We start from the raw sequence: 26,792 nt of genomic DNA, 5'->3' as shown, positions 1-26,792 counted from the left end.
AACGAGATATCTGCTCAGTAGGATGCCTCCGTGTCCGAGCGAGCGCAACCCGGCCTCGCCGCGTCCGAGCCGACGGCGCGGATGCGGCAGGTGCTGGTCGCCCAGGGCGAGTTCGAGCTCGCCCTGGCCCGCCACCTCGGGCTGCGCCCGATGGACCTGCATGCCATGAGCCACCTCGCCGGCACCCCGATGGGGCCCGTCGAGCTCGCCGGGCGGCTCGGGATCTCGACCGGCTCGGGCACGGAGCTCGCCGATCGGCTCGAACGCGCCGGGCACCTGCACCGCCGCCGCGCGGAGGGCGACCGCCGCCGCGTCGTCCTCGAACCGGACGGGGCGGCCGTCGCACGCCTGCTGCGGGTGCTCGCCCCGCTCGTCGCCGACCTGGACGACCTGGTGGCGGGCTTCACCGACGCCGAGCGTGACGTGATCACCCGCTACCTGGAGGCGGTGGCGGCGCGCATCCGCGCCCACGCGACCCGGCTGGACGCGGGGCAGGGCTGACCGGGCGGCGGGACGCTCAGCCGGTGAGTGCTCGCACCGCGGCCGCCTCGGCGGCGAGGCCCTGCGTCTCGCAGGCCTGCGCGAGGTCCTCCAGCACGGCGGGGCGCAAGGGGATGCCCTCGGCGCGCCGCCGGGCGGCCCGCTCGCTGCCCCGCTCGCCCGAGAACCACACGCCGTCCGCGCCCTCGGCGACGCGCAGCGCATGCAGCCGGTCCACGAACGCCTCCACCCGGGCCAGTGCGTGCTCGCGCGGGCCGAGCAGCCCCGGATCGATCACGACGAACACCTGCCCGAGGTTCTGGGGCCGGTCGAAGTCGGAGTACATGGAGCCGATCTCGTCGTCGAACTCGGCGTCGCAGACCAGGCCGGCGAGCAGCGCGACGACGAGGCTGAGCCCCGAACCCTTGACCCCGCCGACCGGCAGGACGCTGCCCGCCATCGCCGCCGCGGCGTCCGTGGTGGGGCGTCCCGTGGGATCGACGGCCATGCCGGGCGGAATCTCCCGACCCGCGGCGGCGGCGATGCGGATCTGCTCGCGCGGCATCGCGGCCGTGGACATGTCCAGCACCAGCTCGCCGTGGCGGCCCAGCGGCATCCCGACGGCGAGGGGGTTCGTCCCGAGGAACGCCTCCGCGGCACCGTGCGGGGCCACGGCCCTCGGCCCGTTGGACGTGACGATCGCCACCATCCCGGCCCGGGCCGCGCGCTGGACGTAGAAACCGGCCGCGCCGAGGTGCGTGGTGCGTCTCAGCGCCACCAGTCCCACGCCGTGGGTGCGGGCGAGCTCGGTGGCGCGGTCCACCGCCCGGGTGGCCGCCGCCGGGCCGAGCGCGTGGCCGGCGTCGATGCGGCGGGCGGCGCCGACGCCGCCGATCTCGGCCATGTCCCGGGTCCCGCCCGCCAGGCCGCGGCGGACCCGCTCCAGGTAGGCGGGTGCGCGGTAGACGCCGTGGCCGGTGAGCCCGCGCAGGTCGGCGTACACGAGCACCTCGGCCACGAGCGCGGCGTCCGCTGCGGGGACGCCGAAGCCCGTGAAGCACGCGGCGACGGCCCGTTCCAGTGCGGCGGCGTCGACGTCGACGAGGTGGCCCGCGACCGACGGGTCGCTGGTCGCGCCGCTCACCGCCGCGGGAGCATGCGGGCGAGCGTCCTGGCCGTCTTCCCGAACGTCTTGCGCACCCGGGCCCACGCCCGCGCCGCCGCGGGGGCGGGGTCCTCCGCCCGCAGCACCGGGAACACCTGACGGTGTGCCAGGCTGCGCAGCCACCTCCCGGTCGTCAGCTCGCCCCGGCGGCGCAGCGCGAGGAACGACCGGAGGTCGTCGGTGGGATAGATCATGTGCAGCCCGTCCGGGTAGGACGCCGGCATCGCGTGCGGCGTGCCGAGCACCCGGCTGTAGACGTGCAGCGGCAGGTCCAGCCCCGCTGCCGTGGGCAGCGGGTCGGCCGCGGAGAACCGGGCGTTGCACTCCACGAGCTTGAGCCGCCCGTCGCGGACGTCCCGGATGAACTCCACGTGCGCGACCCCGCGCACCCCGACGTGCTTGAACAGCCGCAGGGCCAGCTCCTTGACCTCACGGGCCTCCGCGGTGCCGTACACGGTGGTGTGGTGGCAGGCCAGGCCCTCGCCCGGCGGGAAGCGGCGGATCACCCGCTTCACGAAGTCGTAGGTGGGGTCGCCCGCCTCGTCGAGGTAGGTCGCGTAGCTGATCAGCTGCTCGTCCGAACCCGGGATCTGCTCCACCAGCATCACGGCCACGCCGGCCCCGTGCAGCTCGGCGAACGCCTCGTGCAGCCCCGCCCAGTCCTCGACGAGGCGGAACTTGCGGATGCCGGGGAACCGCGCCTTGAACTCGTGCGACAGCAGCGGCTTGACGATCAGCGGGTAGACGAGCTCGGGCCGGTGCCGCTCCAGGTCCGCCGGGTCGTCGACCTCCCAGAACCGCGGCGTGGGCACGTCGGCCTCGCGGGCGCGGCGATAGGTGGCGAGCTTGTCGAGCATCGTGAGCTGCGCCGGGACGTCCGAGTCGTCGAGCAGGTAGCGCCCCAGCAGGGTGTCGCGGTGGCGCGCGATCGCCGTGAGCCCGACGTCGCTTCCGGCCAGCACCACCGCGCCGTGCAGGCGGGCCGGGACCTGGGGCCCGAGCAGCAGCTCCGCCCAGGCGTCCTCGGGCGGCGTGCCCGGCGCCACCGCGACCGGCAGCGCGGTGAGGTGTCGTGAGGCGCCCACCCAGGCCGCCACGCCGACGCCGTACACGTCGACACCGCGCCGGCCGAGGCTGCGGGCGATCGAGAGGGCGGTGGTGTCGCCGCCGAGCACGATCACGGGAACTGTCATGGGCCATCCTCGTCCGGCCGGGGTCGTCGCCGGGTGCCGTGGCGGCCCGCCGGCCGGGCCACGATAGGCCAGCCGGGTGGCGGGCCCGGACGGCGGGGCGGGGCGTGGAGGGGAGGGCGGCCCGGGCGGGCGGCATCCGGGCTGTGGGTAGTCTGCCCCCGGCCGGGTCGCCCCGGCCCCTCCGCCAGAGGATCGACGCGCCCCCACCCCCGAGGCGGGCGCCGGATCGCTTGGACCCCTGGGACCGAATGGACAGCGAGCAGGTGCGCCGCGAGCCGGCCGAGCCGGCCACCGAGCCGGCCATGGTGACCGGTGGCGGCGCGTCCGCGGTGGGCGTCCCGGCGGCGCCCACCGCCACCTCCGAGCGCCCTCCCGTCGGGCCACTCGGCCGCACGCTGCGCCGCGGCGCGACCATCTCCGCGTTCACGCTGGTGCTCGTCCAGGTCACCTCGCTGGTGACGACGCTCGCGCTCGCCCGGCTGCTCTCGCCCGAGGAGATCGGCATCTACGCCGCGGGCACCGTGCTCACCGGGTTCCTGGTGATGTTCGCCGAGGGCGGGCTGCGCGGCGCGCTGATCCAGCGCCAGACCGAGCTCGAGGACTCCGCGGACACCGTGTTCTGGGCCACCGCCGCCACCGGCGTGCTGATGAGCCTGGGGGCCCTCGCGGCTTCGCCGCTCGTGGCGTGGTTCTTCTCCAGCCCGCTGGCCGGGGAGATCGCCGCCGTGACGTCGGGGATGCTGCTCATGCAGGCGCTCACCAACGTCCCGGACGGCCTGCTGCAGCGCCAGTTCAACTTCAAGCGGCGCATGATCGTGGACCCGGCGCGGTCGATCGCGTTCGGGGCGATGGCCGTGCTGCTCGCCTACCTCGGCTTCGGGGTGTGGTCGCTCGCGATCGGCAACTACTTCTCGATGGCGGTGTGGCTGGTCGGCACGTGGGCGCTGGGCCGGTGGCGGCCGGGGAAGGGGCGCCCGTCGTACCGGCTGTGGCGCGAGCTGGCGCGCTTCGCCTACCCGTTGCTCATCCAGAGCGTGGTCTGGCAGGTGCGCGACGCCGGACAGGCCGCGCTCGTCGGCCGCTTCCTCGGCGCGGCATCGCTGGGCCAGTTCCGCTACGGCCGCCGGGTGGGCCTGCTGCCCACGCAGGCGGTGGTGCAGGTCGGTTCCTACGTGCTGTTCCCGGCGTTCTCCCGGCTCGCGGACGACCCGCTGCGGCTCAAGCAGGCCTTCCTGCGCTCGCTGCGCTGGCTGTGGATCGCGACGGCCCCCGTCGCGGCGTTGATCATCGCGGTGGGCGAGCCCGCCGTGGTGATCCTGCTGGGCGAGCGCTGGCGGGAGGCCGGGATGTTCCTCGTCGCGATGGCGGGCTACGGCGCCACGATCGGGCTGAAGGCCACCGCCAACGAGGTGATCAAGGGCAGCGGGCGGTCCCGGCTGCTCAACCGGGTGTCGGTGGTGCAGCTCGTGCTCGGGCTGGGGCTGGTGTTCGTGGCCCTGCCGTTCGGGCTGTTCGCCGTCGGGCTCGCGATCTCGGCGACGGAGATGACGCTCGCGGTGATGGCGATGGTGCTGGCCCGCTCGGTGATCGGCTACTCGGGGCGCGAGCTGATGCGGCTGCTCGTCCCGCCGTTGGTGGGATCGGCGTCCGGGCTCGCGATCATCGGCCTGCTGGACCGGCTCGTGATCGACGTCGACGACTTCTCGGGTGTCCTCGGCGTCACGATCCTCGGCGGCGAGGTGTTCGCGTTCCTCGCCATCTACTTCGCCGTGCTGCGGCTGCTGGACCCGATCGCGGTCCTCGGGCTGCTGGGCGTCAGCCGGACCTACGTCGCGAGGGTTCTCCCAGGTCGCGCCCGGCGGGGCCCGGTAACACGGTAGGCGCGGTCGGCGATAGGTCCATGCGGCCTATGCTGTGCCCCGTCCTTGGGGGACGGCCGGCGTCATCCGCGCCCCGGGTCGTCCGTGAACGAGGAATTCGTGGAGGAATGCCGATGAGTCCGCTGCAGGTGCAGCTCGACCGGGTGCGGCGCCGAATCGGGTTGATCGTCGCCATCACCGTGATCGCGGTGGTCGGCGCGGTCGCCTACTCGCTGGCGTCCCCGGTCACCTACACCGGCACGTCCACCCTGATCGTCTCCTCGGGGGCGCGGGCCGAGGAGGACGCCGTCCTCGCCCAGGGTTACGTCGAGTACATCAACGAGGAGTCGGCACAGGAGGCGCTGCTGCAGGCGGCGAACCTCTCCGACGTGAGCTTCGAGGCCCGCACCGGGGCGTCGAGCCCGATCGTGTACATCGACGCGACGGCGGACAACGCCCAACTCGCCGGCACGGCGGCGAAGACGATCGCGCAGACGTTCCGCGAGCAGGTCAACGCCGGTATCCAGGCCGGGGCGGACTCGACGATCGCCGCACTGCGCACCCAGCTGGAGGCCGCGCAGACCGCGCTGGCCCGACCGCTGACCCCGGACGCCGAGAAGCAGGTCATCGCCACCCAGATCAACTCGCTGCAGGACCAGATCCTCAAGGTCCAGACCGACGCGATCGGCCGCCAGCTCAAGGACCTCCAGCTCACCCCGGCCGTCTCGTCGACGTCGCCGGACCCGGTCGTCAACGGCGTCCTGGCGCTGTTCGGCGGGCTGATCCTCGGCGTCGCGGCCGCGCTGGCGCTCGCCGGTGCCGAGAACCGCATCACCTCGCCGCAGGAGGTGCGCCAGCGCGTCGGCCTGGACACCCTCGCCGTCGTCGGCGGCGGCAGCTCGGACACGAGCACCGCGCAGCGCGCCGAGCAGCTCAAGGGCCTCGCCAACGTCGTCAGCCTGAGCGACATGAGCCAGCCCGCCACGCTCGCCGTCACGGCGGTGCGGTCGGCGAAGCTGTCGGCGCAGGTCGCCGAGGGTGTCGCGTTCTACAGGGCCCAGCAGGGCCAGCGCACGCTGCTCATCCGGGCGGACCTCGACCCCGGCCGCCACCACCCCGGCTACCCCGGCCGCCCCGGCCTCGGCGAGTTCCTCGCCGGCCGCCCGGGAGTGCGGCTGCAGCCGATCGTGGTGCGCGACGCGCTGTCGGGGATGCTCGTGCTCCCCGCAGGCACGGCCCGCGACGACCCCTACTCGCTGTTCGCCCCCGATCGCTTCGTGGACGTCGTCGAGCAGGCGGGCCGGTTGGCCGACCTCGTCGTCATCGACGCCCCGCCGGTGATCGAGGCCGCGGAGGCCCAGGTCATCTGCGCCTCGGCGGACCGCACGATCCTCGTCATCGAGGAGGGCGTCACCAAGTCCTCGGACGCCGTCGAGGCCCGCGAACGCCTCGAGCGGGTGCACGTGCAGATGCTCGGTGCGGTCCTGGGCCGCTCGGCCGAGGGCGCGTCCCTGCCGCGGGCGGCCGCACCTGTCTCATCGTCCCCGCGCCAGGCCACGAACGGCGCGCCGACCCATTCCGTGGCGGTGGCCCCGGACGAGGTCGAGGCCCGTGCCTGACACCATCTCCCCCCCGGCGCTGCCGCGCCAGAGGCCCGCGCCGGTGGGGGAGTGGAACGGCCCGGACGGCGGGTTCATGGCCTCGCGCTACGAGCACGGGAGCCGCGGGTCGGGGGTGCGGGTCACCGGTGTCGTGCTCGTCGCGATCGTGCTGCTCGCGGCGGCGATCGTGGTCGTGCCCGGCACGGTGGGCCCCGGGCTGGGCATCGCCGCGGTCGGGGTGGGCACCGCACTCGTGCTCGCCGGGCTGAACAGCCCGACGATCGCCGTCCTGCTGCTGGTCTTCACGCTGTTCCTGCGCCAGGGCCTGCGGGTCGAGGCGCTACCCGCCGAGCCGTACCTGTTCGCGTTCGCGGGCGTGCTCGGCGCCGCGGGTGTGGCGCTGTCGCGGCGGCGCAGCCGCGCCCCGCAGTTCGGGGCCGTCGAGGGCCTCATGGCCATGTTCGTGCTGTGGTGCATCTTCTCCGCGGTGCTCCCGCACCCGTACCCGGAGAGCGACGGCACTCCGGCCCACTACTTCATCCTGCTCGGCGTCTTCGTGCCGTTCACGCTCTACATCGTCGGCCGCACGGTCATCGACAACGACCGCACGATCACGGTCTTCCTGTGGGCGCTGGTCGGGGTGTGGGTCTACTCGGTGGCCCACAGCATCCTCCAGTTCCACGCGAAGGGCCTCGCCTGGCCCGCGACGTTCGAGAACTACAGCGCGTCCGCGTCCTGGTCCAACCGCGCGCTGGGGGTGTTCGGCAACCCGGTCGAGAACGGCTACGTCCTGGTGCTGGGCTTCGTGATCGCGCTGTTCATCGCGCGGACACCGTCGACCCGGCCACTGCCGCGCGTGTTCCTCTACGCCATGGCCGTGGTAAGCCTCTACGCCATCTACCTCACCCGCACGCGGGTCGTGTACCTCGTGTTCGCCCTGGTGCTGATCGGTGCGGTGTTCCTGGTCCCGCGGGTGCGCGCGATCTGTGCGTCGATGCTCGGCGCGAGCGTCGTGGCCATGGTCGCGTTCGCCCCGGTCCTGCTCACCGACGACCGCAACTCCGGCGGCCTGCTCTCGTCCTACGAGATCCAGGACCGGCTCAACATGATCGCCACGGCGATCTGGGCGATCGGGGAGAAGCCGATCGCGGGCTGGGGCATCGCCCGCTTCGACAAGGTCAACACCTATCACCACCAGCAGTGGTCCCAGGAGATCCCCTGGTTTCGCGGCTACGGCATCGAGGCCCACTTCATGGAGCTCGGCATCACCACCGAGCTGGGCTTCGTCGGGCTGGCGCTGTGGCTGCCGATCCTGATCCTGGTGTGGCGCAAGCTCCGCACCGCCGTGAAGCTCGCCCGGCCCGGGCGCGACCTGCTCGTGGGGCGCGAGCTCATCGCGATGTTCGCCGGCTTCGGCGTGCTCTGGACGATCGTCGGGTTCACCGTCGACCTGCGGTTCCTGTCGTTCGCCAACGCGATGGCCTGGCTGCTCATGGGTGTCGTGGTGGGCACGGCGGACCGGCCTCAGGTGGCACCGGTCCCCGAGCGGGCGCCCGAGCCCGGCGGCGTGCACCTGGCCGAGGACGAGGAGCTCTACCTGCGCTGGGTGGGCGCCCGGTGACGCGAGCACGGGGCCCGGTGGTCTGGGCGTCCACGAGCGTCGCCACCCCCGGCGGGATGACGACGTTCGTGCGCACGATGCGCGACACGTCGCTGTGGCGGGAGTGGAACGTCGTCTACGTCGAGACGCACTGCGCGGGCTCCGCGGCCGCGCGGCTGGGCGTGTTCGCCCGCGGCCTGGCCCGGTACGCGTGGCTGCTGGTCGCCCGCCGCCCGGCACTGGTGCACCTGCACTCGGGGAAGATGGGCAGCTTCGCCCGCAAGTCCGTCCTGCTGTGGCTCGCCAAGGCCGCCCGGGTGCCGGTCGTGCTGCACGTCCACGCCGGCATGTTCCGCGTGTTCTACGACCGGATGCCGGCGCCGGGGCGGTGGTACATCCGGCGCACGCTCGCCGCCGCGGACCGCCTGGTGGCGCTCGGTGGCGGCTGGAGCGAGCGGCTGCGGGAGATCGAGCCGTCCGCGCGGCTGGAGTCGGTGCCCAACGGGATCCCGATCGTCGGCGCGCTGGAGCGGCGCGACGGCCCCGCGCACGTGGTCTACCTGGGCCGGATGCACCCGGACAAGGGCACGTACGTGCTGCTGGACGCCTGGGCTCGCGTCGTCGCGGACGAACCCGGCGCCCGGCTCACCCTCGCGGGCAACGACGAGGTGGAACGGACCCGGGAGGCGGTCGCCCGGCTGGGCCTGGGCGGGTCGGTGACGATCCGCGAGTGGCTCACCCCGGAGGAGGTGCGCGAGCTCCTCGCCACCGCGGACGTGCTCACGCTCCCGTCGCGCAACGAGGGCCAGCCGATGTCCGTGCTGGAGGCGATGGCCCGCGGGATCTGCGTGGTCGCCACCGCCGTCGGCGGCATCCCGGACCTCGTCGAGGACGGGATCTCGGCGCTGCTCGTCCCACCGGACGACGTGGACGCCCTGGCCAAGGCGCTGTGGTCGGTCGCAACCGATGCCGATCTCCGCCACCGGCTGGGCGATGCCGCGCTGGCCACCGCCCGGGAACGGTTCGACGTCGAGGTCGTGCGGGACCGGTTCGACACCCTCTACCGCGAGCTGCTCACCCACCGCTGAATAGGATGCCCCCGGTGCTCAGGCGATCAGTACGTCCCGACGGTCCGCTCCGGGTGCTCTTCGTGGTGCCCGATCTCACCGTCGGCGGGGCCGAGCGCCACGTCGTCACGCTGATGCCCGCGATGGATCCCGCCCGGTTCGCGCCGTCCGTGCTGTGCATCAACCAGGAAGGCCCGCTGTTCGCCGACGTCACCCGGGCGGGGATCCCGGCCAGGGCGCTGGGCCAGGCCAAGGGCGATCCCCGCGGGCTCGTCCGCGGCTTCGTGCAGCTGGTCGCCCACCTGCGCCGGGAGCGCCCGGACGTGGTGGTGACGCGCGGCTCCAACGCCGAGACGCTGGGCAGGCTCGCCGCGGTGCTGGCCGGGGTGCCGCGCACGGTGGTGTGGGTGCACAACTGCGGCACGGCGGCCCCGCGGCCGCGCGCGCGGCGGATCGCGGACCGGCTGCTCGGGCCGGCCACCAGCGCCTACTACGGCCTCGCCCGCGGCCAGGTGCCGTACCTGACCGGTGAGCTCGGCTACCCGCGCGAGCGCATCCGGCTGATGCACAACGGCGTCGACCCGGCGGAGTACCTGTACGTGCCGTTCGAGGAGCGCAGGGCGGCCCTCGCCGCGGAGCTGGGGATCGAGCCGGGCGACACGGTCGCCGGCATCGTCGCCGCCATCCGGCCAGAGAAGGACCACGCCACGTTCCTGCGGGCCGCGCAGCTCGTTGTTCGGGACGTGCCGAACGCGCGTTTCCTTGTCGTCGGCCGCGGCCGCTACGACGCCGACCTCGAGCGGGTGCGGGCGCTGGCCCGCGAGCTCGGCATCGCCGATCGCGTCGTGTTCACCGGGCGCCGCGCCGACGTCGCGGACGTCGTGGCACTCATGGACGTGTTCTGCCTCACCTCGCACACCGTGGAGTGCTTCCCGATCTCGCTGCTGGAGGCGATGGCGACGGGACGAGCCGCGGTCTGCACGGCGGTCGGCGGCGTCCCGGATATGATCGACGACGGCGTCACAGGGTATGTGGTGCCGCCCCGCGACCCCGCTGCGCTGGCCGAGAGGCTCGCCGAGCTGCTGGCGGACCCGGCGAAGGCGGAGAAGATGGGCCGCGCCGGCCGCGAGCGCCTGGAGGCCCGGTTCACCCTGGAGAGCTCGGTGCGCGAGGCGGAGCGGGCGATCGAGGAGACGGCGGGGCGGCGCGTCCCCGCGGGCGAGGCGCGCGCGTGAGCGAACAGTTCAACACAGTAGGCCGCCCCGCCGGGCCCGTCCGGCTGACCCTGGTGATGGACAAGGCCCAGGTCGGTGGGGCCGAGGTGCTGCTGCTCAACCTGTTCCGCCACCTCGACCCGGCGGCGGTGACGCCCAACCTGCTGTGCCTGAAGGAGCTGGGCACGCTCGGCCCGGAGTTCGCGGCGGCGGGCTTCCCGGTCGAGGTGGTCGGCGGCGGCCGTTGGGGGGTGGGCACCGTCGCGCGGCTGGCGCGGGCGTTCCGGCGCCACCGCACCGAGGTCGTGCTCGTCACCCACCTGCACCGCCGCGCGCTGACGTTCGCCCGGCTCACCGCGTGGCTCACCGGGCGGGCCGGCATCGTCGCCCCGCACGGCATGGACACGCTGACCTTCAACGGCAACCGGATCCTGCCCCGTCACGACGTCGGGACGCTGTTCTGGTCGGACGCCATCGCGCTGGTGGCCCCGAGCCAGGGGGAGTACCTGCGCCGCCTCGAGGGCGTGAACTCGTCGTGGCGCAGCCGGGTGCGCGAGGTGGTGATCCCCAACGGGATCGCGCTGCCGCCGGTCACCACCCCGGATGCCAGGGCGGCAGCGCGGGCGGAGCTCGGCCTGGACGCCGAGGACGTGGTGGTCGGCATCGTCGCCCGGCTCGCCCCGGTGAAGGCGCACGAGGTGTTGCTGGAGGCCGTCGCGAAGCTCGCCCCGAGCCATCCGCGGCTGCGGCTGGTCTGCATCGGCGGCGGCGATCGCGCCGCGGAGCTGGTCCGGCTGACCGAGGACCTCGCCATCTCGGACCGCGTGCGGTGGGCGGGGCTGCGCCGCGACGTGGCGACCCTCGTTCCCGCCTTCGACGTCGCCTGCCTGACCTCGCGGTTCGAGTGCGCGCCGCTGTCGGTCATCGAGGCGATGGCGGCCGGCGTCCCCGTCGTGGTGAGCGACGTGGGGGCGGTGCGGGACATGGTCGGCGACGGTGCCGAGGGCTTCGTCGTCCCGCCGGGGGACGCCGCGGCGCTCGCGGACCGGTTGGACCGTCTGGTCGTCGATCCTGCCCTGCGCGCCCGGATGGGCTGCGCCGGGCGGGCCCGAGCCGAGCACGACTTCCGGATCGAGGACACTGCCGCTCGCTACCAGCGGCTCATGGCGGAGCTGACCGGGCGGGGATGAGTCCGTGACCATTCCGATCCCGGTGCACCAACGGCGGGCCTGGCGCGATTGCCCCGATCGTCATCAGGAGAGGTTCAGCACGTGAAGATCAGTGTGTTCGGACTCGGCTACGTCGGTTGCGTCTCGGCGGCGTGCCTGGCAGGCCGCGGGCACGAGGTCGTCGGCGTCGACGTCAACCCGACGAAGGTGCGGCTCATCGCGGAGGGCAAGGCCCCCGTGGTGGAGGAGCGGATCGGGGAGCTGACCGCCGAGGTCGTCGCCTCGGGCGCCCTCACCGCCACCACGGACGTCGCCGAGGCCGTGGCCCGCACCGAGGTCTCCCTGGTGTGCGTGGGCACGCCGTCCGCGCCCAACGGCAGCTTCTCCACTGCGTACCTGGAGAAGGTCGCAGAGGAGATCGGTGCGGCGATCGCGGCGAAGCCGGGCGAGCGCCACACGGTCGTCTTCCGCTCGACGATGCTGCCCGGCACCTGCGAGGACCTGCTGATCCCGATCCTGGAGAAGGCGTCGGACATGACGGCGGGCGAGGACTTCGGCGTCGCGGTGAACCCCGAGTTCCTGCGGGAGGGCACGAGCGTCCGGGACTTCCACGAGCCCCCGAAGACCGTCGTCGGCCAGCTCGACGACGCGAGCGGCGGCCCCGTCCTCGCGCTGTACGAGGGCCTGCCGGGCCCGGTGTTCCGGGTGCCGATCCGTGTGGCGGAGATGACCAAGTACGCCGACAACTGCTACCACGCGGTCAAGATCGGCTTCGCCAACGAGATCGGCGCGATCAGCGCGGCGCTGGGCCTGGACTCCCACGCCGTCATGGAGATCTTCCTCTCCGACACCAAGCTCAACGTCAGCCGCGCCTACCTCAAGCCCGGGTTCGCCTTCGGTGGCTCCTGCCTGCCGAAGGACCTGCGCGGCCTGGTCTACGCCGCTCACCGTGCGGACGTCGCGGTGCCGCTGCTCTCGCACGTGCTGCCGTCCAACGAGGAGCACCTCAAGCGGGCGTTCGAGCTGGTCGCGGCCACGGGCAGGCGCAACGTCGGCATCTTCGGGCTGTCGTTCAAGCCCGGCACGGACGACCTGCGGGAGAGCCCGCTGGTGGAGCTGTGCGAGCGCCTCGTCGGCAAGGGCTACTCGGTCAAGATCTACGATGCGAACGTGGCGCTGTCGCAGCTCATGGGTGCGAACCGGGAGTACATCGAGCGCCACCTCCCGCACCTGCAGGAGCTGCTCACCGACTCGGTCGAGGAGGTCCTCGCGCACGGCGAGGTCCTCGTCGTCGGCACGACGGAGCGGGCGGTCCTCGCCGCGCTGGACGCGGCGGGGGAGCGCCCGGTGATCGACCTGGTCCGCCTCCCCGACGCCGCACAGCGGCGGGGGCAGAAGGGATATGTGGGACTTGGCTGGTAGGGCGCTCATTCTCGTCGAGAACCTCTCCGTCCCGTTCGACCGCCGCGTGTGGCAGGAGGCCACGGCGCTGCGCGAGGACGGGTGGGAGGTGCACGTCGTCTGCCCCACGGGCACCACGCGCGACACGGAGCGCGAGATCACGATCGACGGCGTGCACATCCTGCGCTACCCGCTGAAGGCGGCGACGGGGGGACCGGTCGGTTTCGTCACGGAGTACGGCACGGCGCTGCTGCAGACGGTGCGGCTCGCGCTGAGCGTGCGGCGGCGGTTCGGCCGAATCGACGTGGTGCACGCCTGCAACCCGCCGGACGTCTTCTTCGTGGTGGGCCTGCTGCTCAAGCTCCTGGGCGGGTCGCGGTTCGTGTTCGACCAGCACGACCTCGTGCCGGAGCTCTACGAGTCGCGCTTCGCCCGCGGCCGGGACCTGCTCTACCGGGCCGTGTGCCTGGCCGAGCGGCTCACGTACGCCACCGCGGACGTCGTCGTCGCCACGAACGAGAGCTACCGCACCGCCGCGCTGACCCGCGGTCGCAAGCGCCCGGAGCGGGTGTTCGTGGTGCGCAGCGCGCCACAGGTGGAGCGGTTCCGGCCCACCCCGCCCGATCCGGCGCTCAAGCAGGGCAAGCCCTACCTGCTCGGCTACGTCGGCGTGATGGGCCCGCAGGACGGGATCGACTACGCGCTGCGCGCGCTCGCCTCGCTGCGCGACACCGGACGCGACGACTGGCACGCCGTGTTCCTCGGGTCGGGGGACTGCTTCGACGAGATGGTCGCGCTGCGCGACACCCTCGGGCTCGCGGACCGTGTGACGTTCACCGGCCGGGTCTCCGACGAGGATCTGACGCGGTGGCTCTCCACCGCGGACGTCTGCCTCGCACCGGACCCGAAGAACCCGCTCAACGACGTCTCCACGATGAACAAGATCATGGAGTACATGGCGATGAGCCGTCCGATCGTCTCGTTCGACCTGCGGGAGGCCCGGGTGTCCGCGGGCGACGCCGCGCTCTACGCCACCCCGAACGACGTGGTGGAGTTCGGCGCGCTCGTCGCCCGGCTGCTGGACGACCCGGACGCGCGTGAGCGGATGGGGGAGATCGGCCGGGCCCGCGTCGAAGGCCCGCTGTCCTGGAAGCACTCCGCCGAGGCACTCCTGGACGCCTACCGGGCGGCTACCGGCTGATCGGTCCACCGGTCGAGCGAAGGCCGGACGACCCCCCGGATCGTTGATCCGGACGGGTGCTCCTCTGCACCCGGGAGAGACCAGGGGGAACTCGTCCATGCCGGCTCCGCGCCGCTTCGCGCTGCTCGCCGCTGCCACGGCCGCCACGGCCGCACTCGCCGCCGGCGTCGTCGCCCCGGCGGCGGCCGCCGCGCCGCTCGTGTCCTCCGGCAGCCGCACGGTCTTCGTCGGCGACTACGACACCGGCGACTTCTGCCAGTGGAACACCCTGCAGAGCGTGGTCCAGAACGGCCAGGCCTGCGGCTACCGCGGCGACCACTACAGCGCGCGCCTCGGGGACGGCGGCGACGGTCACCGCACCGCGGCCCGCTACGAGCTGCGTGACGGCGACGTCCCGAACGTTCCTGGCGGGGAGCGCTCCGAGGTCCGCGCCGGCCGGGCCGGTGACGTCCACGAGGGCGACGAGCGCTGGTACGCCTTCAGCCTGAAGTTCGACCGCGACTTCCCGAGCCCGACCGGCAGCTACATGGTCGTCATGCAGTGGCATCCCGTGACGGGGCCGCCGCCGCTGGCCGTCGAGGTCGACCGCTCGGGCAACCTGATCGTCCGCAACGCGAACGTCGGCGAGACCAGCGAGGTCATCGGGAGGATCAAGCGCGGGCAGTGGGTCGACTACGTGCTGCACGTGAGGTTCTCCGACGACCCGTCGATCGGATTCGTCGAGGTCGCCGAGAACGGCACCACGGTCGTGCGGCGGACGCCCTGGCGTGGGATGCCCACCGCGTCCAACTACCTCAAGGAGGGGCTCTACCGCGACAAGACCGACACCGCGCGTGCCGTGCTCTGGCACGACGGCCTGCGGGTCACCGCGCCCTGAGGATCCCCGCCTGCGACCGGGAGCGCCGCGGGTCAGGCCGCGCGCACCCGATCCCGCAGGATCTTCGCGAGATCCAGCTCGGCGCGCTCCGGGTTGATCACCCAGCGCCGGATCTCGTAGCGAGGGGTGTCCGCGGTGTTCCAGCCCCCCTGCGTCGTCACCGCGAACTCGTAGCCCGCCGCCGCGCAGCCCGTGGTCGTCGCGTCGTCGTAGTCCGCGCGCGTGCCGTTCGGGTACGCCAGGACGTCGAAGTCGCCGCCGATCCGCTGCGACAGCTGCTCCCGGGCCTGTGCGAGATCGTCCTTCTGCGCCTGCGGCGGCTCCTGCGACATGATGCAGTGCCACATCGTGTGCGAGCCCAGGTCCATGAACTCGCCGAGCCGCCGGGCGCCGTCCCAGTCCAGGAACTGCTCGCGGTGGCGGTACTCGCCGGACGGCTCCAGCAGGTCCTGAAGGAGGTCCACGGCGGCCTCGCGGGCCGCCCGGTCCCGCCGCTTCAGCAGCGCCGAGACCTCCTTGAACGCCGCCCGGTTGCCGCCACCCGGCAGCTCCCAGGAGTGGCCCTCCCACGCCAGCCGCGCGGCCCGGGCCCGCGCGAACGCCCAGCCCAGGCGCTCCCACCACGGCACGACGTCACCGTCGAGGATCCCCGGCACGAGGAAGCACGTCGCCGGGATGCCCAACCGGCGCAGCAGCGGACCCGCGATCGTGAGGTTGTCGGCGTAGCCGTCGTCGAACGTCACGGCCAGCGCCCGCGGCGGCAGGGGCCTGCCCTCCCGCAGATCCTGCAGCGCCGACCGCAGCGGCACGATGTTCGTCACACGGCGCAGCAGGTTCAGCTGCCGGGTGAGCCCGCGCGTCCCCACCCCGGGGGCCGCCGGGAAGCACCAGGTGCCCTCGACGTTGTGCCAGCCCAGGACCATCAGGGTCGACTCCGCCGCTGCCATGGTCGGCGAGGTTACCGGGGCGGGTCGGACGGCCTCGCAGCCGCGTACCCGGTCGGGGGTGGAACGCCAGCATGATCATCGACGTTGACACCCGTGAGTCCACTCCCCGGGGATGAAGGAGAACGTCGTGCGACATCCCATGCGGCGCGCCCGCGTCCTGGTGCCCGCCGCGCTCGCGCTCGCCCTGCTGGCAGCGTGCGGCACCGGGCCCGATGAGCCGCGCCCGCAGCGACCCACCGACCTGCCCGATCTCCTGTGGGTCGGCGACCTGGAGACCGACGACCTGACCCAGTTCAAGGACACCCCGTGGAACGTCACCCGCGGTGGCCTGCAGCCCGAGATCGTGAGCGACCCCCAGTTCGTCCGCGAGGGCCGCTACGCCCTCAAGATCTCCATCCCGACCGGCGAGACCGATGACAAGGAGGGCGCCTGCTGCGACCCGCGCGCCGAGGTCGAACCCGACATCGGTGACATCCGCGAGGGCGACGATCTCTGGTTCGGCTTCTCCACCATGCTCGCCGCGGGGTTCCCGGTGGATGAGGAATGGCAGGTCATCACCCAGTGGAAGGGCCGCGCCGACGGCTCCCCGCCCGTGTCGCTCAACGTGAAGGACGGCCACTACGTCCTCGCGGGCGGAGCGGGCCACCCGGACGAGGAGCAGCCGTTCGAGCAGGAGCTGGCGCCCGCCGAGACCGGCAAGTGGGCGGACTGGGTCGTGCACGTCGTGTTCTCGCCCGACCCGCGCACGGGCTACGTCGAGGTGTGGCAGAACGGCAACCCCGTCCTGCCGCGGTTCTCGCCGCCCGGCGGCACCATGTACCCGGCCGAGAAGCGCGGGGAGCAGCCGGAGAGCTACCTCAAGACCGGCTACTACCGCAGCGAGGACATCACCGCTCCCGGCATCCTCTACTTCGACAGCTGGCGCATCGGCAGCACACGCGACGCGGTCGCGCTGACCTGAGCGCACTCCTCGCGTGGACGCCCGCCCTCCGGGACCGGCCCCGCCGACCGCGCGAACGGCACGTACTGGAGCTAGGTTTCCCGTACGTGCCGTTCGCGCGGTCGCGGGGGCGGGGCGGCGGGCGGGTTCGCCGTCCCGGTCAGCTCAGCAGGCCCTTCAGCAGGCCACCCGCCGCGCCGACCACCGGCTCCAGCAGGCCGTCGGTCGTCTCCAGCACGGGCTCGAGCAACCCGCGGAGCTTCGGCTGCACCGGCCCCTGCCCGGGCGGGCCGGAGACGCGGAAGTCGTCGAAGTCGATCGTCGCCGTCGTGTCGGAGCTGTCGCGGTAGATCCCCTGCTTGAGGTAGTTGCTGTCGCTCGTCATCGTGCGGCGCTTCGTCAGCGGAACGGTCTTCACCCCGTCCTCCCACGCCTCCACGAACCCCTCGTCGGCGTTGTTGGAGAACTTGACGTGCAGCGTGTAGTCCACCCACTCGCCGCGGCGGATCGGGCCGATCGTCTTGCGCGCGTCCTTCACCCCGTCACCGCCGATGTCGACGGAGCCCTTCGCGAGATCGATCGCCAGCGGTGGCGAGCCCTTGCTGGCGTGCCACTGCATCACGATGAACCACACGCCGTCGGGCTCAGGGAAGTCCTGGGCGACCCGCATCGACCACTGGTACCAGCGCTCGTCACCCTCCTTCACGACCGCGCCGTCGCCGCTGGAACGCACCTCGGAGCGCTCGCCGCCGAACGACGCCTCGTCGCCCGGCTTCACCACGAACCGGGCCGCCTTGCCCCCGCCCGGACGGTCGTCGCGGTCGATCAGCTGGAGGCTGTAGTGGTCGGGTTCGGCGGGGCAGTCACCGTTGATCACCGAGGACTGGCAGGTCCCCCAGTCGGCGAACCCGTCGTCGTAGTCGCTGGTGAAGTACAGCTGGTCGCCGACGGGGACGGGCGACGCCGGTGGCGTGACGGGCGGGCCGGGCACGGCCGGGGTCCCCGGCGCCGGGAGGCCGGGAACGGGGGCGGTCGGCGGGGTCGGGGCGGGCTCCTGCGGGGTGGTCGGAACGGTGCCGGGGGCGCACGGGTCGGGGGCGGTCAGCTCCGGGTGTGCGGGGGTGGGCGGTGCTGGGGTGGCTGGTGCGGGCGTGGCCGGTGCGGGCGTGGTCAGCTCCGGGTGTGCGGGGGTGGCTGGTGCGGGCGTGGCCGGTGCTGGTGCGGGGGCGGTGCTGGCCGTGGGCGGGGTGGTGTCCGGGTCGGTCGGCGCCGGGTCGGCATACGGCAGGGACATCGGCCGCAGGCCGGACGTGTCGGCCGCCGCGGGACCGGTGTCGTCCGAGGACTCCTCGCCGGAGCTGCCGGACTCGCCTGAGTCTTCGGTGCTGCTTGAGTCGCTGGAGTCACCCGACTCGCCTGAGTCGCGGGAGCTACCTGAGTCGCCCGTGCTGTCACCTGAGTCACCTGAGCCACCTGAGTCGCCGGAGTCGGGACGGCGCTCGTCGTCGCTCTCCGGGGCGGTGGGGGGAGTGACCGGGTCTCCGACCGGTGGAGTCGCCGGTGCGGTGACGCACTCCTCCGGCACCGTCCCCGGGGCGGCACGGATGTCGCCAGGGGTTGGCGCGGCGGGCGGGGGCGGGGTGGTGGTGACCGGCGGCGTGGTGCCGGGGGTGGTGGCGACCGGCGGCGTGAGGTCCGGGGCGGTGGCGACCGGCGGCGTGAGGTCCGGGGTGGTGGCGACCGGCGGAACCCCCGGCGTGCCGGGCGCTTCCGGCGCCTCCGGCAGGGTTCCTGCCGTGTCACCGGGAGTGGTGGGGGAGACCGGCGGTGCCGCCCCGGCCGCCGGGTCACACGCGGTGACGCCCGCGTCGGCCTGCGCGCTCGCGCCGCCGAGGCTCGCGGTGGCGCCGGCGGACGCGACCCCGTAGCCGCTCGTCGAGGCCGACGCCGTGGCGCCGCTGCCGTCGGCGGACGAGCCGGCGGCCGCCGCCCCGCCCGTCCCCGCAGGTGGGCACGGCTGCAGGGGCGAGGTCTCGTCAGCGGGCTCCGGGACGGTCGCGGTGCCGGGATCGCCTGCCCCGATGTCCGGTGCGGCCACGGCCACCCCGGTTGGCGCGCTGTCGTGACTGACAGTGACAGGACTCGGCGCGGACCCCGCGCCGAGCGCGAGTATCGCGACGGTCACGATCGTCGCCGGCAGGACCGCGAACAGGCGGGTCTTCGGACGTGTGGTTGGCCTCATCGTCGCTCCTCGTTGCCCGGGTCAGCGGGTGGACGCGGCGATACTGCACCGAATCGACGATCACATTCGGATGATCTGTGGCAGGTGACGTCGCCCGATCAGGCAGAGATCGTCAGCACCGTCCGGGTGAACAGAGGGCGATTTCCGTGAGAGTTGTGAAGTCCGCGTGAGGTGGGATGGGTGGGCGGAGTAATGCGACGAACGGTCGAACCGGACGATCCGGCGAGTCCGCTCAGCGCGCCGCGAGCAGGCTACGCAGGCAACCTGCCGCGAGCCGGGCGGCCGGCTTCTCCGGCGAGACGATCCAGCGAGACGTCTCGAACGGAGGTGTACCCGACTCGGTGACGCGCCCACGGGTCGTGACCGCGAACTCGTGGCCGGAGGCCCGGGCCGCGTCGATCGTGACGTCGTCGTAGTCGCCTTTCTGGCCGTTCGGGTAGGCCAGCGAGCGCACCTCGACCGCGAGCTCGCGCTGCAGGGACTCGCGACACTCGCGCAGATCCTGCTGCTGGTCGGCGGCCGTCTCGCGCGCGAGGATCGCGTGGCTCATCGTGTGCGAGCCGATCGAGATGCCCGCGCAGACGAGCTGGCGGGCCTCGTCCCAGTCCATGTACAGGTCGCCGGGATGCAGCTCCCCCGGCGGTTCGAGGGCGTCGACGAGCCGCTCCAGCCGGTCGTGGCGGGTGGCGAGGTCGTCGCGCTTGAGGCTCGCCTCGATCACGCCGAGTGCGCGGGCGTGGTCGCCGTCCGCGCCGAGCGGCAGCACCGCGTCCTCGAATTCGACCGACGGCGCGGCCGTGGTGCGCAGCGCCCAGCTGAGCCGCTCCCACCAGGCGTGGACCTTGTGGGAGAGGAACCCGGGGACGAGGAACACCGTGGCGGGCAGGCCGTGGCGGCGCAGCACGGGCACGGCGTGGACGAGGTTGTCGCGGTAGCCGTCGTCGAAGGTGATCGCGACGGATCGCGGCGGGAGCGGCCGCCCCGCGGCGAGATCGGCGAGCGCGGCGTCCAGCGGGACGACGTTCGCGCTACGCGCGAGCCACGCCATCTGGCGGGCGAAGTTGCGCGGCCCGCCGGACGGCGTGGCCGGCCAGCGCCACGTGGAGTCGACGTTGTGGTAGCCCAGGACGAGCAGCCGGGATCCGCCGCGTGACACGGGAGCATTCACCTCAGACGGTCGGGGAGCCGGGACGCACCACCCTAGTAGGCGCCCGCACCCGTCCTGGCAGCGCGCAGTGTCTTCCAGAGGATCGACATGTCCATGGCCAGCGTCCAGTTCTCGACGTAGCGCAGGTCCAGCCGGACCGACTCCTCCCAGGAGAGGTCGCTGCGGCCGCTGACCTGCCACAGGCCCGTCATGCCGGGCTTGACCAGCAGGCGCCGATGGGCGTCGCGGGTGAAGACCGCGACCTCCTCGGGCAGCGGCGGGCGCGGCCCGACCAGCGACATCGACCCGGTGAGGACGTTGAACAGCTGGGGCAGCTCGTCGAGGGAGTAGCGGCGCAGCCAGCGGCCGACGGGGGTGACGCGGGGATCGCGCCGCATCTTGAACAGCGGGCCCGCGCCCTCGTCGACGCTCGCGAGGGCGGCCCGGTGCCGATCCGCGTCCACGACCATCGAGCGGAACTTGACCATGCGGAACGGCTCGCCGCCCTTGCCTGTGCGCGTCTGCATGTAGAAGGCAGGTCCGCCGTCGCGGCGGACGGCGATCGCGAGTGTGAGCATCAGGGGCGCGGTGATCACGAGCAGGAGGAGCGCGCCGATCCGGTCCATCACGCCCTTGACGAGCCGGGCGATCCCGGTGAACGCGGGCTCGGTGAGCCGCAGCAGCGGGAAGCCGTCCACCGGCGCGACGTGCAGCCGCGGACCGGCGACCTCCATGAGGCCCGGGTCGACGACCAGGTCGGTGCCGGTGCCCTCGAGGTCCCAGGCGAGCTGCTGGAGCCGCCGGGGCGACCAGCCCGGGGCGGGGGCGACGGCCACGATGTCGTACCCGCCCGCCCAGACGGTGCGCTTCACGGTGTCGAAGTCGCCGACGACCGGCACGTCCGCGACCGTGTCCGCGCCGGACTCGCCCGTGCCCGACGGCGTGCAGGCGGCCCCGACGACCCAGCCGTGGTGGCGGGAGCGGGTGGTGCGCGCGACCATGTCGGCCACCCACTCCGGCGGCCCGACGGCGAGCACGGGGTGCAGGCACCGGTTCTGGCTGCGCCGCGCGTGCAGCAACCGCCGCAGCAGCCAGCGGGCCAGGAGCATCGTGACGCCCGCGATCGGCACGACGACGAACACCCAGGCGCGTAGCGACTCGACACCCACGGCAAGGGCGAGCAGGCCGAGCACCATGGCCGTGGTGACGGTGGCGCGGACGATGCGGGCGTACTCCTCGGATCCCGCACCGAGCATCCGCGGATCCCACACGCGATGGACGGCGAGGCTTCCGGTGAGCGCGACAGCGGTGACCGCGGCGAGCGCGAGGGAGCCCTCCCGGCCGAACGGTGATCCGCCGCCGACGTTCAGCTCGCTACCGAGGACGGCTGCGAGCAGCACGATCACGAGGTCCGACCCCACGACCGTGGAGTGGTACCAGGACTCCCAGCGGCGATGGTGGCGCGGCGGCGGCTCCGGGGCAGGCGCCTGCCCGGCCGGAGGGACGGCGCGCAGCGGGACGTCGGACAGGCGCAGACGGGCCCGGTCCGCACGGCGCTCGGGTAGCGGCTGTGCGGGGCCGTTCATCTGCTCTCCTCCTTCGAGATCCGAAGCGGTGCTGTTCGGACATCGAGGAGAACCGGCGCCGCGTTACCGTCCGGACGGAGAGTTCAATGTCATGTTCGCCGGCCGATGTGAATCGCTCGACCGAACGAAGTGGAGGGTCGCGGCGATCAGGGGTGATCGGGACGGGTGATCAGTACGCCCCGCGGCCCGTGACGACGGCGCCGATCGTCTTCCAGAGGATCATGGCGTCGAGGGCCATGGACCAGTTCTCGACGTAGCGCAGGTCCAGCCGGACCGACTCCTCCCAGGAGAGGTCGCTGCGGCCGCTGACCTGCCACAGGCCCGTCATGCCGGGCTTGACGAGCAGGCGCCGCTGCGCCTCGGGGGTGTAGCCGCGGGCCTCCTCCGGCAGCGGCGGGCGCGGCCCGACCAGCGACATCGACCCGGTGAGGACGTTGAACAGCTGGGGCAGCTCGTCGAGGGAGTAGCGGCGCAGCCAGGCGCCGACGGCCGTCACGCGGGGGTCGCGCGCCATCTTGAACAGCGGGCCCGCGCCCTCGTTGGCGGTGAGCAGGTCGGAACGCAGGCGCTCCGCGTTCACCACCATCGAGCGGAACTTGACCATCGGGAACGGGCGGCCGCCCTGCCCGAGCCGGACCTGGCGGAAGAACACCGGACCGCCGTCCGCCTTGATCGCGATGGCGACGGCCAGCAGCACCGGCAGCAGCATGAGGATCAGCGTGCCGGCGACCGTCCTGTCCACGACGGTCTTCAGGACCCGGGCGATGCCGGTGAAGGCCGGCTCGGTGACCCGTAGCAGCGGCAGGCCGTCCACCGGCGCGACGTGCAGCCGCGGGCCCGCGATCTCCATGAGGCCCGGGTCGACCACCATCTCCGCGCCGGAGCCCTCGAGCTCCCAGGCCAGCCGGTGCAGCCGCTTCGGGGCGAGCTCGGGCGTGGGGGTGACGGCGACGACGCGGTACTGGTCCAGCCCGACGGCCAGCGGGAGGTTGTCGAGATCGCCGACCACCGGGACGTCCAGCACGTGGTTCTCGCCGTCCAGGCCGCGGCCGTCCGGCGTGCAGACGCCGGTGACCGTCCAGCCCGAGTACTTGGCGCGACGGGTGCGGGTGATGAGCTCGGCGACGGAGCTCGCCGTGCCGACGGCGAGGACGGTGCGCATGCAGCGGCCCTGGCGGCGGCGGCGGTGGACCATCCGGCGCAGGCCGTAGCGCAGCAGCTCGGTGACGATGCCGATCACGGGGATGATCCCGAACACCCACGGCCGCACGGCGGTGAGCTCGAAGGCCAGGCCGACCAGGCCGAGCACCACGGCACCGAGGACGACGCCGCGCAGGACCCGGCCGAACTCCTCCGAGCCCTGCCCGAGCACCCGGATGTCCCAGGCGCCGCAGGTCGCGACGCAGGCGACCATCAGCAGCGTGACGGCCCCCGCGAGGTACCAGGACGCCCAGACGCCGGTGGAGCCGTTGCCGAGGCCGAGCAGGCCACCCGCGAGGGCGCCGAGGACGATCACGCCGATGTCGCCCGTGACGACGGCGGTCTTGTAGCGCCACTCCCAGCGGGAGGCGTGCTGCGGCTCCAGCGGCCGGTCGAGGTGGGTCTTCGGGGTGATCTTGTGGACGCCCAGCGGGAGCGTGGCGGAGACGGTGTCGGCCGACGGCGAGGTCCGCGACGGTCCGGCCATGTCGGACGCTACGGGGTCCGCGTGCGCGTCCCCGACGATGCCCTGGGGCGCTTCCCGCGTATCGGACTTCTGATTCACACACAACCCCACGTGACGAGCAGCGGACCGTTCGACCCGACGGGTCGGTCGACCGCCGAAGCTGATGTTGTTGGAACCCTCACCGGGGCCAACGTCACGGGTTCGTACGCCGTTACGGCTGATCCACACCAGCTGCTGTGAGCGGTCAATAACGACCGACGAGCGGTTGTCGATCCCCCGGTCGCCCAGTGGCCCGGAAGGTTGTCCGGATGGCCCGAGAATGCGGCGAACGGTCGTAAAGATGGGCCGAACGGTGGACTCTCGGTCAGCGCACCGCGTCGGGCGTGACGCCGCGGACCCAGTCCAGCGTGGCCAGCAGGCCCTCGGCGAGCGGGGTGGGATCGGTGAGCCCCAGGTCCTCGCGGGCCCGGGTGACGTCCAGGCAGCTGCGCAGCACCTCGCCGTGGCGGGCGGGGCGCAGTTCGGGCGCGAACGCGGCGGCATCGATCCCGGCGGCGGCGGCGACGGCTGCGACGAGGTCGAGGACGCTCACCTCGACACCCGTGCCCACGTTGTAGCGGGAGTGCCGCAGCCCCTCCGCGGCCGCGGCGGCCCGGTTCGCGCGCACGATGTCGCCGACGTAGACGTAGTCGCGGGTCTGGCGGCCGTCGCCGAACACGACGGGCCGGGCTCCGGTGAGCACCCGGTTGCAGAAGATCCCGATCACCCCGGCGTCCCCGGTGGGGTCCTGGCGGGGGCCGTACACGTTGCCGTAGCGCAGCGAGACGACGTCCAGGCCGTGGGCCTCGCCGAACCACCGCCCGTACTCCTCGGTCGTGCGCTTGCCCAGCCCGTAGCCCGACAGGGGCCGCGCCGGCGCCGTCTCCGGGGTCGGGACCACGGCCGGCTCGCCGTAGATCGCGCCGCCCGTGGAGGTGTTCACGACGCGGCGCACGTCGGTGTTCTTGGCGGACGTGAACACGTTGAGCGAGCCGAGCACGTTGATCTCCGCGTCGCGGGCGGGCTCGACCATCGACGTCCGCACGTCGATCTGCGCAGCGAGGTGGAAGACCACCTCGGGACGGAAGCGGGCGAACACCTCCGCGACGGCGCCCGCCTCGCGGATGTCGACCTTCGCCAGCTGCGCGCCGGCGTCGAGGGCGGCGGCGAGGTTGGCCTCGGACCCGTGGCTCATGTCGTCGACGACGCACACGTCGGCGCCGTCCGTGACGAGCGAGTCGACGAGGTGGGATCCGATGAACCCGGCGCCGCCGGTGACCAGTGCACGCACGGCGCCCGACCCTACCGACCCCCTCCGCGCGGCGGCGCCGGACCGTGAACGGCTAGGGTCGCGCGACGTGACGGCCACAGACGAGGAACCCGGAACGTCCGCCCGGCCGGTCGATCTCCCGGCCACGCCACCCGCGTACGTGCTGGGCGGCTACGAGGCCGGGCTCGCGGTGATCCGCTCGCTCGGCCGCGCCGGGGTTCCCGTCACCTCGGTGGTGGCGGCCGAGCGGGAGCACGCGCGCCGGTCGACCCACGTCACCGCGGTCCGCACAGCGCCGGACCCGGCGGAGGATCCGGACGGCCTGGTCGACGCCGTCGCGGACCTCGCCCCGGGCGTCGTGATCCCCACGACGGACGAGAGCCTGGAGGCGGTCTCCGCCCACCGCGACCGGCTCGCCGCCCGCCACCTGGTCGCCTGCCCCCCGCAGGACGTCGCGCGGGTGTTCCTCGACAAGCGCCTGACCGGAGAAGCCGCCGAGCGGGCCGGCGTGGTCGCACCCCGCACCGTCACCCCGGCCTCGCCGGAGGAGCTGGCGGCGCTGATCACGCATCTGCAGCTGCCGTGCCTGGTCAAGCCACGTGAGAGCTACCGCTACAGCCGCGCCTTCGGAGTGAAGATGCACCGCGTCGACACCGCCGACGCGCTGCGCGAGGCGTGGCTTCGGGCCCACGAGCTCGACATCGGCGTCGTGGTGCAGGAGCTCATCCCCGGTCCGGAGACCGGCGGGATCAACTACAACACCTACGTCGTCGACGGCGAGCCCGTCGTCGAGTTCACCTCCCGCAAGCTGCGCCTCGCGCCGCGCAACTTCGGCTTCCCGAGCGCGGTCGTCAGCGGCCGGGTCCCGGAGGTGGTCGCGCCCGGGCGGCGGATCGTGCGGGAGATGGGGATCGAGGGCTTCGCCAACGTCGAGTTCAAGCGCGACGCCCGTGACGGGGCGTACAAGCTGATGGAGGTCAACGGGCGGCCCAACATGTCCGGCGCGCTCGCCGTGGCCTGCGGGGTCGACTTCCCGCTGCTGACCTACCGCCACCTCGTCGAGGGCCGCGTCGACCCGGCCACGTTCCGCCCCGACTGGGACGTCGACGTCGCGTGGATCAACGACGCCACCGATCCGCGCGCCGCGGTCGCGCGCTGGCGCAGCGGGGAGGCGACGTTGCGCGAGGGCGCGGCGCCGTACACGCGGCGGCGGGTGTTCGCGTCGTTCGCCCTGCGCGACCCCGGCCCGTTCGTCGACCGCGTCCGCGCCCGCAACCGCCGCCGCGCGCAGCGGCTGCGCCGCCGCATCACGGGGTGACCGGGGCCGCACGGATCTCCCCGGGCTCCGTCGTTCTCCAGTAGGTTCTCCGCCCGTGAGCACTTTCGATACGGTGCTGGTCGTCGCGGTGCCCGCGGCCCTGGTGTACGGGCTCATCGCCCTGCTGGTCGTCATGCCGCGCCGGGCGCGCCGCCCGCGCTACCGCGTGGGTCAGCCGTGGCCGTACCAGCCCCTGTTCTGGACGGCCAACCCGCAGGGAGCCCAGCTGCCCGCGCCCGAGCAGCGCGTGGTGACCGGTGAACGAGGAGGAGCCCGTGGCGACTGGTGAGGCCCCCGGGGCGACGACGGACCACGGCGGTTCCGGAACCGCCGTCACGCTGCCCGGCACCGACGAGCTGCCCGTCGGGTCGGTGGTCACCGCCTCGGGCCGCGTCTCGGCCGCCGAGGAGTTCAGGGACACCCCCGCCAGCGGCCCGTTCACGCCCGCCCAGCTCGGCCGCCTCGACGAGGCGCTGACGATGTGCAGCAGGGAGACCGGGCTGCGCTTCGCCGTCTACCTCGGCGACCTGGGCGAGGATCCGAACGGCCGAGTCGCACAGTTGCACGACGAGATCGAGGGCTCAGCGGAGGCCGTGCTGGTCGCGGTGAGCCCCGAGCAGCGCATCGTCGAGGTCCTCACCGGGGCGGGTGCCCGCGTCCGGCTGCCGGACAACGGCGCGAAGCTGGCCGTGATGAGCATGGTCACCTCCTTCAAGGAGAGCGACCTCTTCGGTGGGCTGCTCAGCGGCCTCCGGATGCTCGCGGACGCCGCGGGGGAGCGCCACCACCACCGCTGACCGCCCGGGCGGT

22 protein-coding genes are annotated in these 26,792 nt (G+C 73.3%); 14 read left to right on the top strand and 8 right to left on the bottom strand.

All coding sequences use genetic code 11. The features are described from left to right. Positions 1-30 precede the first annotated feature (30 nt). Complete coding sequence (locus AB7J25_RS01220; RefSeq protein ID WP_428504038.1) at positions 31-501, top strand: MarR family transcriptional regulator; 471 nt, start codon at positions 31-33, stop codon at positions 499-501. Between the two features lie 16 nt (positions 502-517). Here the strand turns inward: AB7J25_RS01220 and AB7J25_RS01215 are convergent, their stop codons facing one another. Further along, positions 518-1,624 carry an Ldh family oxidoreductase gene (locus AB7J25_RS01215; protein ID WP_428504036.1) on the bottom strand — a complete coding sequence of 369 codons (1,107 nt, stop codon included), beginning with the start codon at positions 1,622-1,624 and terminating at the stop codon, positions 518-520. After that, positions 1,621-2,838, bottom strand: coding sequence for a hypothetical protein (locus tag AB7J25_RS01210; protein WP_428504034.1), 1,218 nt, complete (start codon positions 2,836-2,838; stop codon positions 1,621-1,623). The genes AB7J25_RS01215 and AB7J25_RS01210 overlap by 4 nt, the downstream gene beginning before the upstream one ends. Before the next feature lie 248 nt (positions 2,839-3,086). Between AB7J25_RS01210 and AB7J25_RS01205 the strand changes: the two genes are divergently transcribed. From AB7J25_RS01205 to AB7J25_RS01165, 9 genes are all read left to right on the top strand, one after another. Beyond that, positions 3,087-4,718 (top strand): lipopolysaccharide biosynthesis protein, encoded by a 1,632-nt coding sequence (locus tag AB7J25_RS01205; protein WP_428504032.1) that lies wholly within the window; start codon positions 3,087-3,089, stop codon positions 4,716-4,718. Positions 4,719-4,831: 113 nt separating this feature from the next. After that, positions 4,832-6,316 carry a hypothetical protein gene (locus AB7J25_RS01200; protein ID WP_428504030.1) on the top strand — a complete coding sequence of 495 codons (1,485 nt, stop codon included), beginning with the start codon at positions 4,832-4,834 and terminating at the stop codon, positions 6,314-6,316. Further along, a complete protein-coding gene (locus tag AB7J25_RS01195) occupies positions 6,309-7,919 on the top strand; it encodes an O-antigen ligase family protein (RefSeq protein WP_428504028.1) in 1,611 nt (536 codons plus the stop codon). The genes AB7J25_RS01200 and AB7J25_RS01195 overlap by 8 nt, the downstream gene beginning before the upstream one ends. Continuing rightward, positions 7,916-8,986, top strand: coding sequence for a glycosyltransferase family 4 protein (locus AB7J25_RS01190; RefSeq protein WP_428504026.1), 1,071 nt, complete (start codon positions 7,916-7,918; stop codon positions 8,984-8,986). The genes AB7J25_RS01195 and AB7J25_RS01190 overlap by 4 nt, the downstream gene beginning before the upstream one ends. A gap of 14 nt (positions 8,987-9,000) precedes the next feature. Further along, complete coding sequence (locus tag AB7J25_RS01185; RefSeq protein ID WP_428504024.1) at positions 9,001-10,200, top strand: glycosyltransferase; 1,200 nt, start codon at positions 9,001-9,003, stop codon at positions 10,198-10,200. Further along, complete coding sequence (locus AB7J25_RS01180; protein ID WP_428504022.1) at positions 10,197-11,369, top strand: glycosyltransferase; 1,173 nt, start codon at positions 10,197-10,199, stop codon at positions 11,367-11,369. Before AB7J25_RS01185 ends, AB7J25_RS01180 begins: the two co-directional genes overlap by 4 nt. 81 nt (positions 11,370-11,450) lie before the next feature. Beyond that, positions 11,451-12,770, top strand: coding sequence for a nucleotide sugar dehydrogenase (locus AB7J25_RS01175; RefSeq protein WP_428504020.1), 1,320 nt, complete (start codon positions 11,451-11,453; stop codon positions 12,768-12,770). Next, positions 12,760-13,950, top strand: coding sequence for a glycosyltransferase family 4 protein (locus AB7J25_RS01170; RefSeq protein WP_428504018.1), 1,191 nt, complete (start codon positions 12,760-12,762; stop codon positions 13,948-13,950). The genes AB7J25_RS01175 and AB7J25_RS01170 overlap by 11 nt, the downstream gene beginning before the upstream one ends. Positions 13,951-14,047: 97 nt before the next feature. Continuing rightward, a complete protein-coding gene (locus AB7J25_RS01165; RefSeq protein WP_428504016.1) occupies positions 14,048-14,827 on the top strand; it encodes a heparin lyase I family protein in 780 nt (259 codons plus the stop codon). 32 nt (positions 14,828-14,859) lie between these two features. Here the strand turns inward: AB7J25_RS01165 and AB7J25_RS01160 are convergent, their stop codons facing one another. Further along, complete coding sequence (locus AB7J25_RS01160) at positions 14,860-15,774, bottom strand: polysaccharide deacetylase family protein (protein ID WP_428504014.1); 915 nt, start codon at positions 15,772-15,774, stop codon at positions 14,860-14,862. Between the two features lie 127 nt (positions 15,775-15,901). Here AB7J25_RS01160 and AB7J25_RS01155 point away from each other — a divergent pair, with 127 nt between their 5' ends. Beyond that, entirely contained in the window at positions 15,902-16,735 is an 834-nt protein-coding gene (locus AB7J25_RS01155; protein WP_428504012.1) for a polysaccharide lyase, read from the top strand. A 139-nt stretch (positions 16,736-16,874) separates the two neighbouring features. On the opposite strand, the gene AB7J25_RS01150 is transcribed toward AB7J25_RS01155, so the two are convergent. From AB7J25_RS01150 to AB7J25_RS01130, 5 genes are all read right to left on the bottom strand, one after another. Next, positions 16,875-18,812 (bottom strand): heparin lyase I family protein, encoded by a 1,938-nt coding sequence (locus tag AB7J25_RS01150; protein ID WP_428504010.1) that lies wholly within the window; start codon positions 18,810-18,812, stop codon positions 16,875-16,877. A gap of 376 nt (positions 18,813-19,188) precedes the next feature. Next, positions 19,189-20,112: a polysaccharide deacetylase family protein gene (locus AB7J25_RS01145; protein WP_428504008.1), complete on the bottom strand. Its 924-nt coding sequence runs from the start codon at positions 20,110-20,112 to the stop codon at positions 19,189-19,191. A gap of 44 nt (positions 20,113-20,156) precedes the next feature. Further along, complete coding sequence (locus AB7J25_RS01140; protein WP_428504006.1) at positions 20,157-21,689, bottom strand: sugar transferase; 1,533 nt, start codon at positions 21,687-21,689, stop codon at positions 20,157-20,159. A 169-nt stretch (positions 21,690-21,858) separates the two neighbouring features. Then, entirely contained in the window at positions 21,859-23,376 is a 1,518-nt protein-coding gene (locus AB7J25_RS01135) for a sugar transferase (RefSeq protein ID WP_428504004.1), read from the bottom strand. Positions 23,377-23,719: 343 nt separating this feature from the next. Beyond that, entirely contained in the window at positions 23,720-24,685 is a 966-nt protein-coding gene (locus AB7J25_RS01130) for an NAD-dependent epimerase/dehydratase family protein (protein WP_428504002.1), read from the bottom strand. Positions 24,686-24,752: 67 nt separating this feature from the next. On the opposite strand from AB7J25_RS01130, the gene AB7J25_RS01125 reads away from it, so the two are divergent. Genes AB7J25_RS01125 through AB7J25_RS01115 form a run of 3 tightly spaced genes read left to right on the top strand, consistent with a single transcriptional unit; the run spans position 24,753 to position 26,779 of the window. Beyond that, the gene (locus AB7J25_RS01125; protein ID WP_428504000.1) at positions 24,753-25,982 is read left to right on the top strand and encodes an ATP-grasp domain-containing protein; all 1,230 of its coding nucleotides are present in this window, start codon (positions 24,753-24,755) and stop codon (positions 25,980-25,982) included. 55 nt (positions 25,983-26,037) lie between these two features. After that, a complete protein-coding gene (gene ctaJ, locus AB7J25_RS01120) occupies positions 26,038-26,271 on the top strand; it encodes an aa3-type cytochrome oxidase subunit CtaJ (RefSeq protein WP_428503998.1) in 234 nt (77 codons plus the stop codon). Then, positions 26,258-26,779 (top strand): DUF5130 family protein, encoded by a 522-nt coding sequence (locus AB7J25_RS01115; protein ID WP_428503997.1) that lies wholly within the window; start codon positions 26,258-26,260, stop codon positions 26,777-26,779. The genes ctaJ and AB7J25_RS01115 overlap by 14 nt, the downstream gene beginning before the upstream one ends. Positions 26,780-26,792 lie beyond the last annotated feature (13 nt).

Source organism: Pseudonocardia sp., from assembly GCF_050246655.1.
In the GTDB taxonomy this organism is placed as follows: Bacteria; Actinomycetota; Actinomycetes; order Mycobacteriales; family Pseudonocardiaceae; genus Pseudonocardia.
This window is presented reverse-complemented; position numbering and strand designations above follow the sequence as displayed.

What these genes read in the sequence shown, in the direction of transcription:
- AB7J25_RS01210 (WP_428504034.1), bottom strand. Translation starts at nt 2,838, where the DNA reads ATGACAGTTCCCGTGATCGTGCTCGGCGGCGACACCACCGCCCTCTCG.
- AB7J25_RS01205 (WP_428504032.1), top strand. Translation starts at nt 3,087, where the DNA reads ATGGACAGCGAGCAGGTGCGCCGCGAGCCGGCCGAGCCGGCCACCGAG.
- AB7J25_RS01200 (WP_428504030.1), top strand. Translation starts at nt 4,832, where the DNA reads ATGAGTCCGCTGCAGGTGCAGCTCGACCGGGTGCGGCGCCGAATCGGG.
- AB7J25_RS01165 (WP_428504016.1), top strand. Translation starts at nt 14,048, where the DNA reads ATGCCGGCTCCGCGCCGCTTCGCGCTGCTCGCCGCTGCCACGGCCGCC.
- AB7J25_RS01160 (WP_428504014.1), bottom strand. Translation starts at nt 15,774, where the DNA reads ATGGCAGCGGCGGAGTCGACCCTGATGGTCCTGGGCTGGCACAACGTC.
- AB7J25_RS01140 (WP_428504006.1), bottom strand. Translation starts at nt 21,689, where the DNA reads ATGAACGGCCCCGCACAGCCGCTACCCGAGCGCCGTGCGGACCGGGCC.
- AB7J25_RS01135 (WP_428504004.1), bottom strand. Translation starts at nt 23,376, where the DNA reads ATGGCCGGACCGTCGCGGACCTCGCCGTCGGCCGACACCGTCTCCGCC.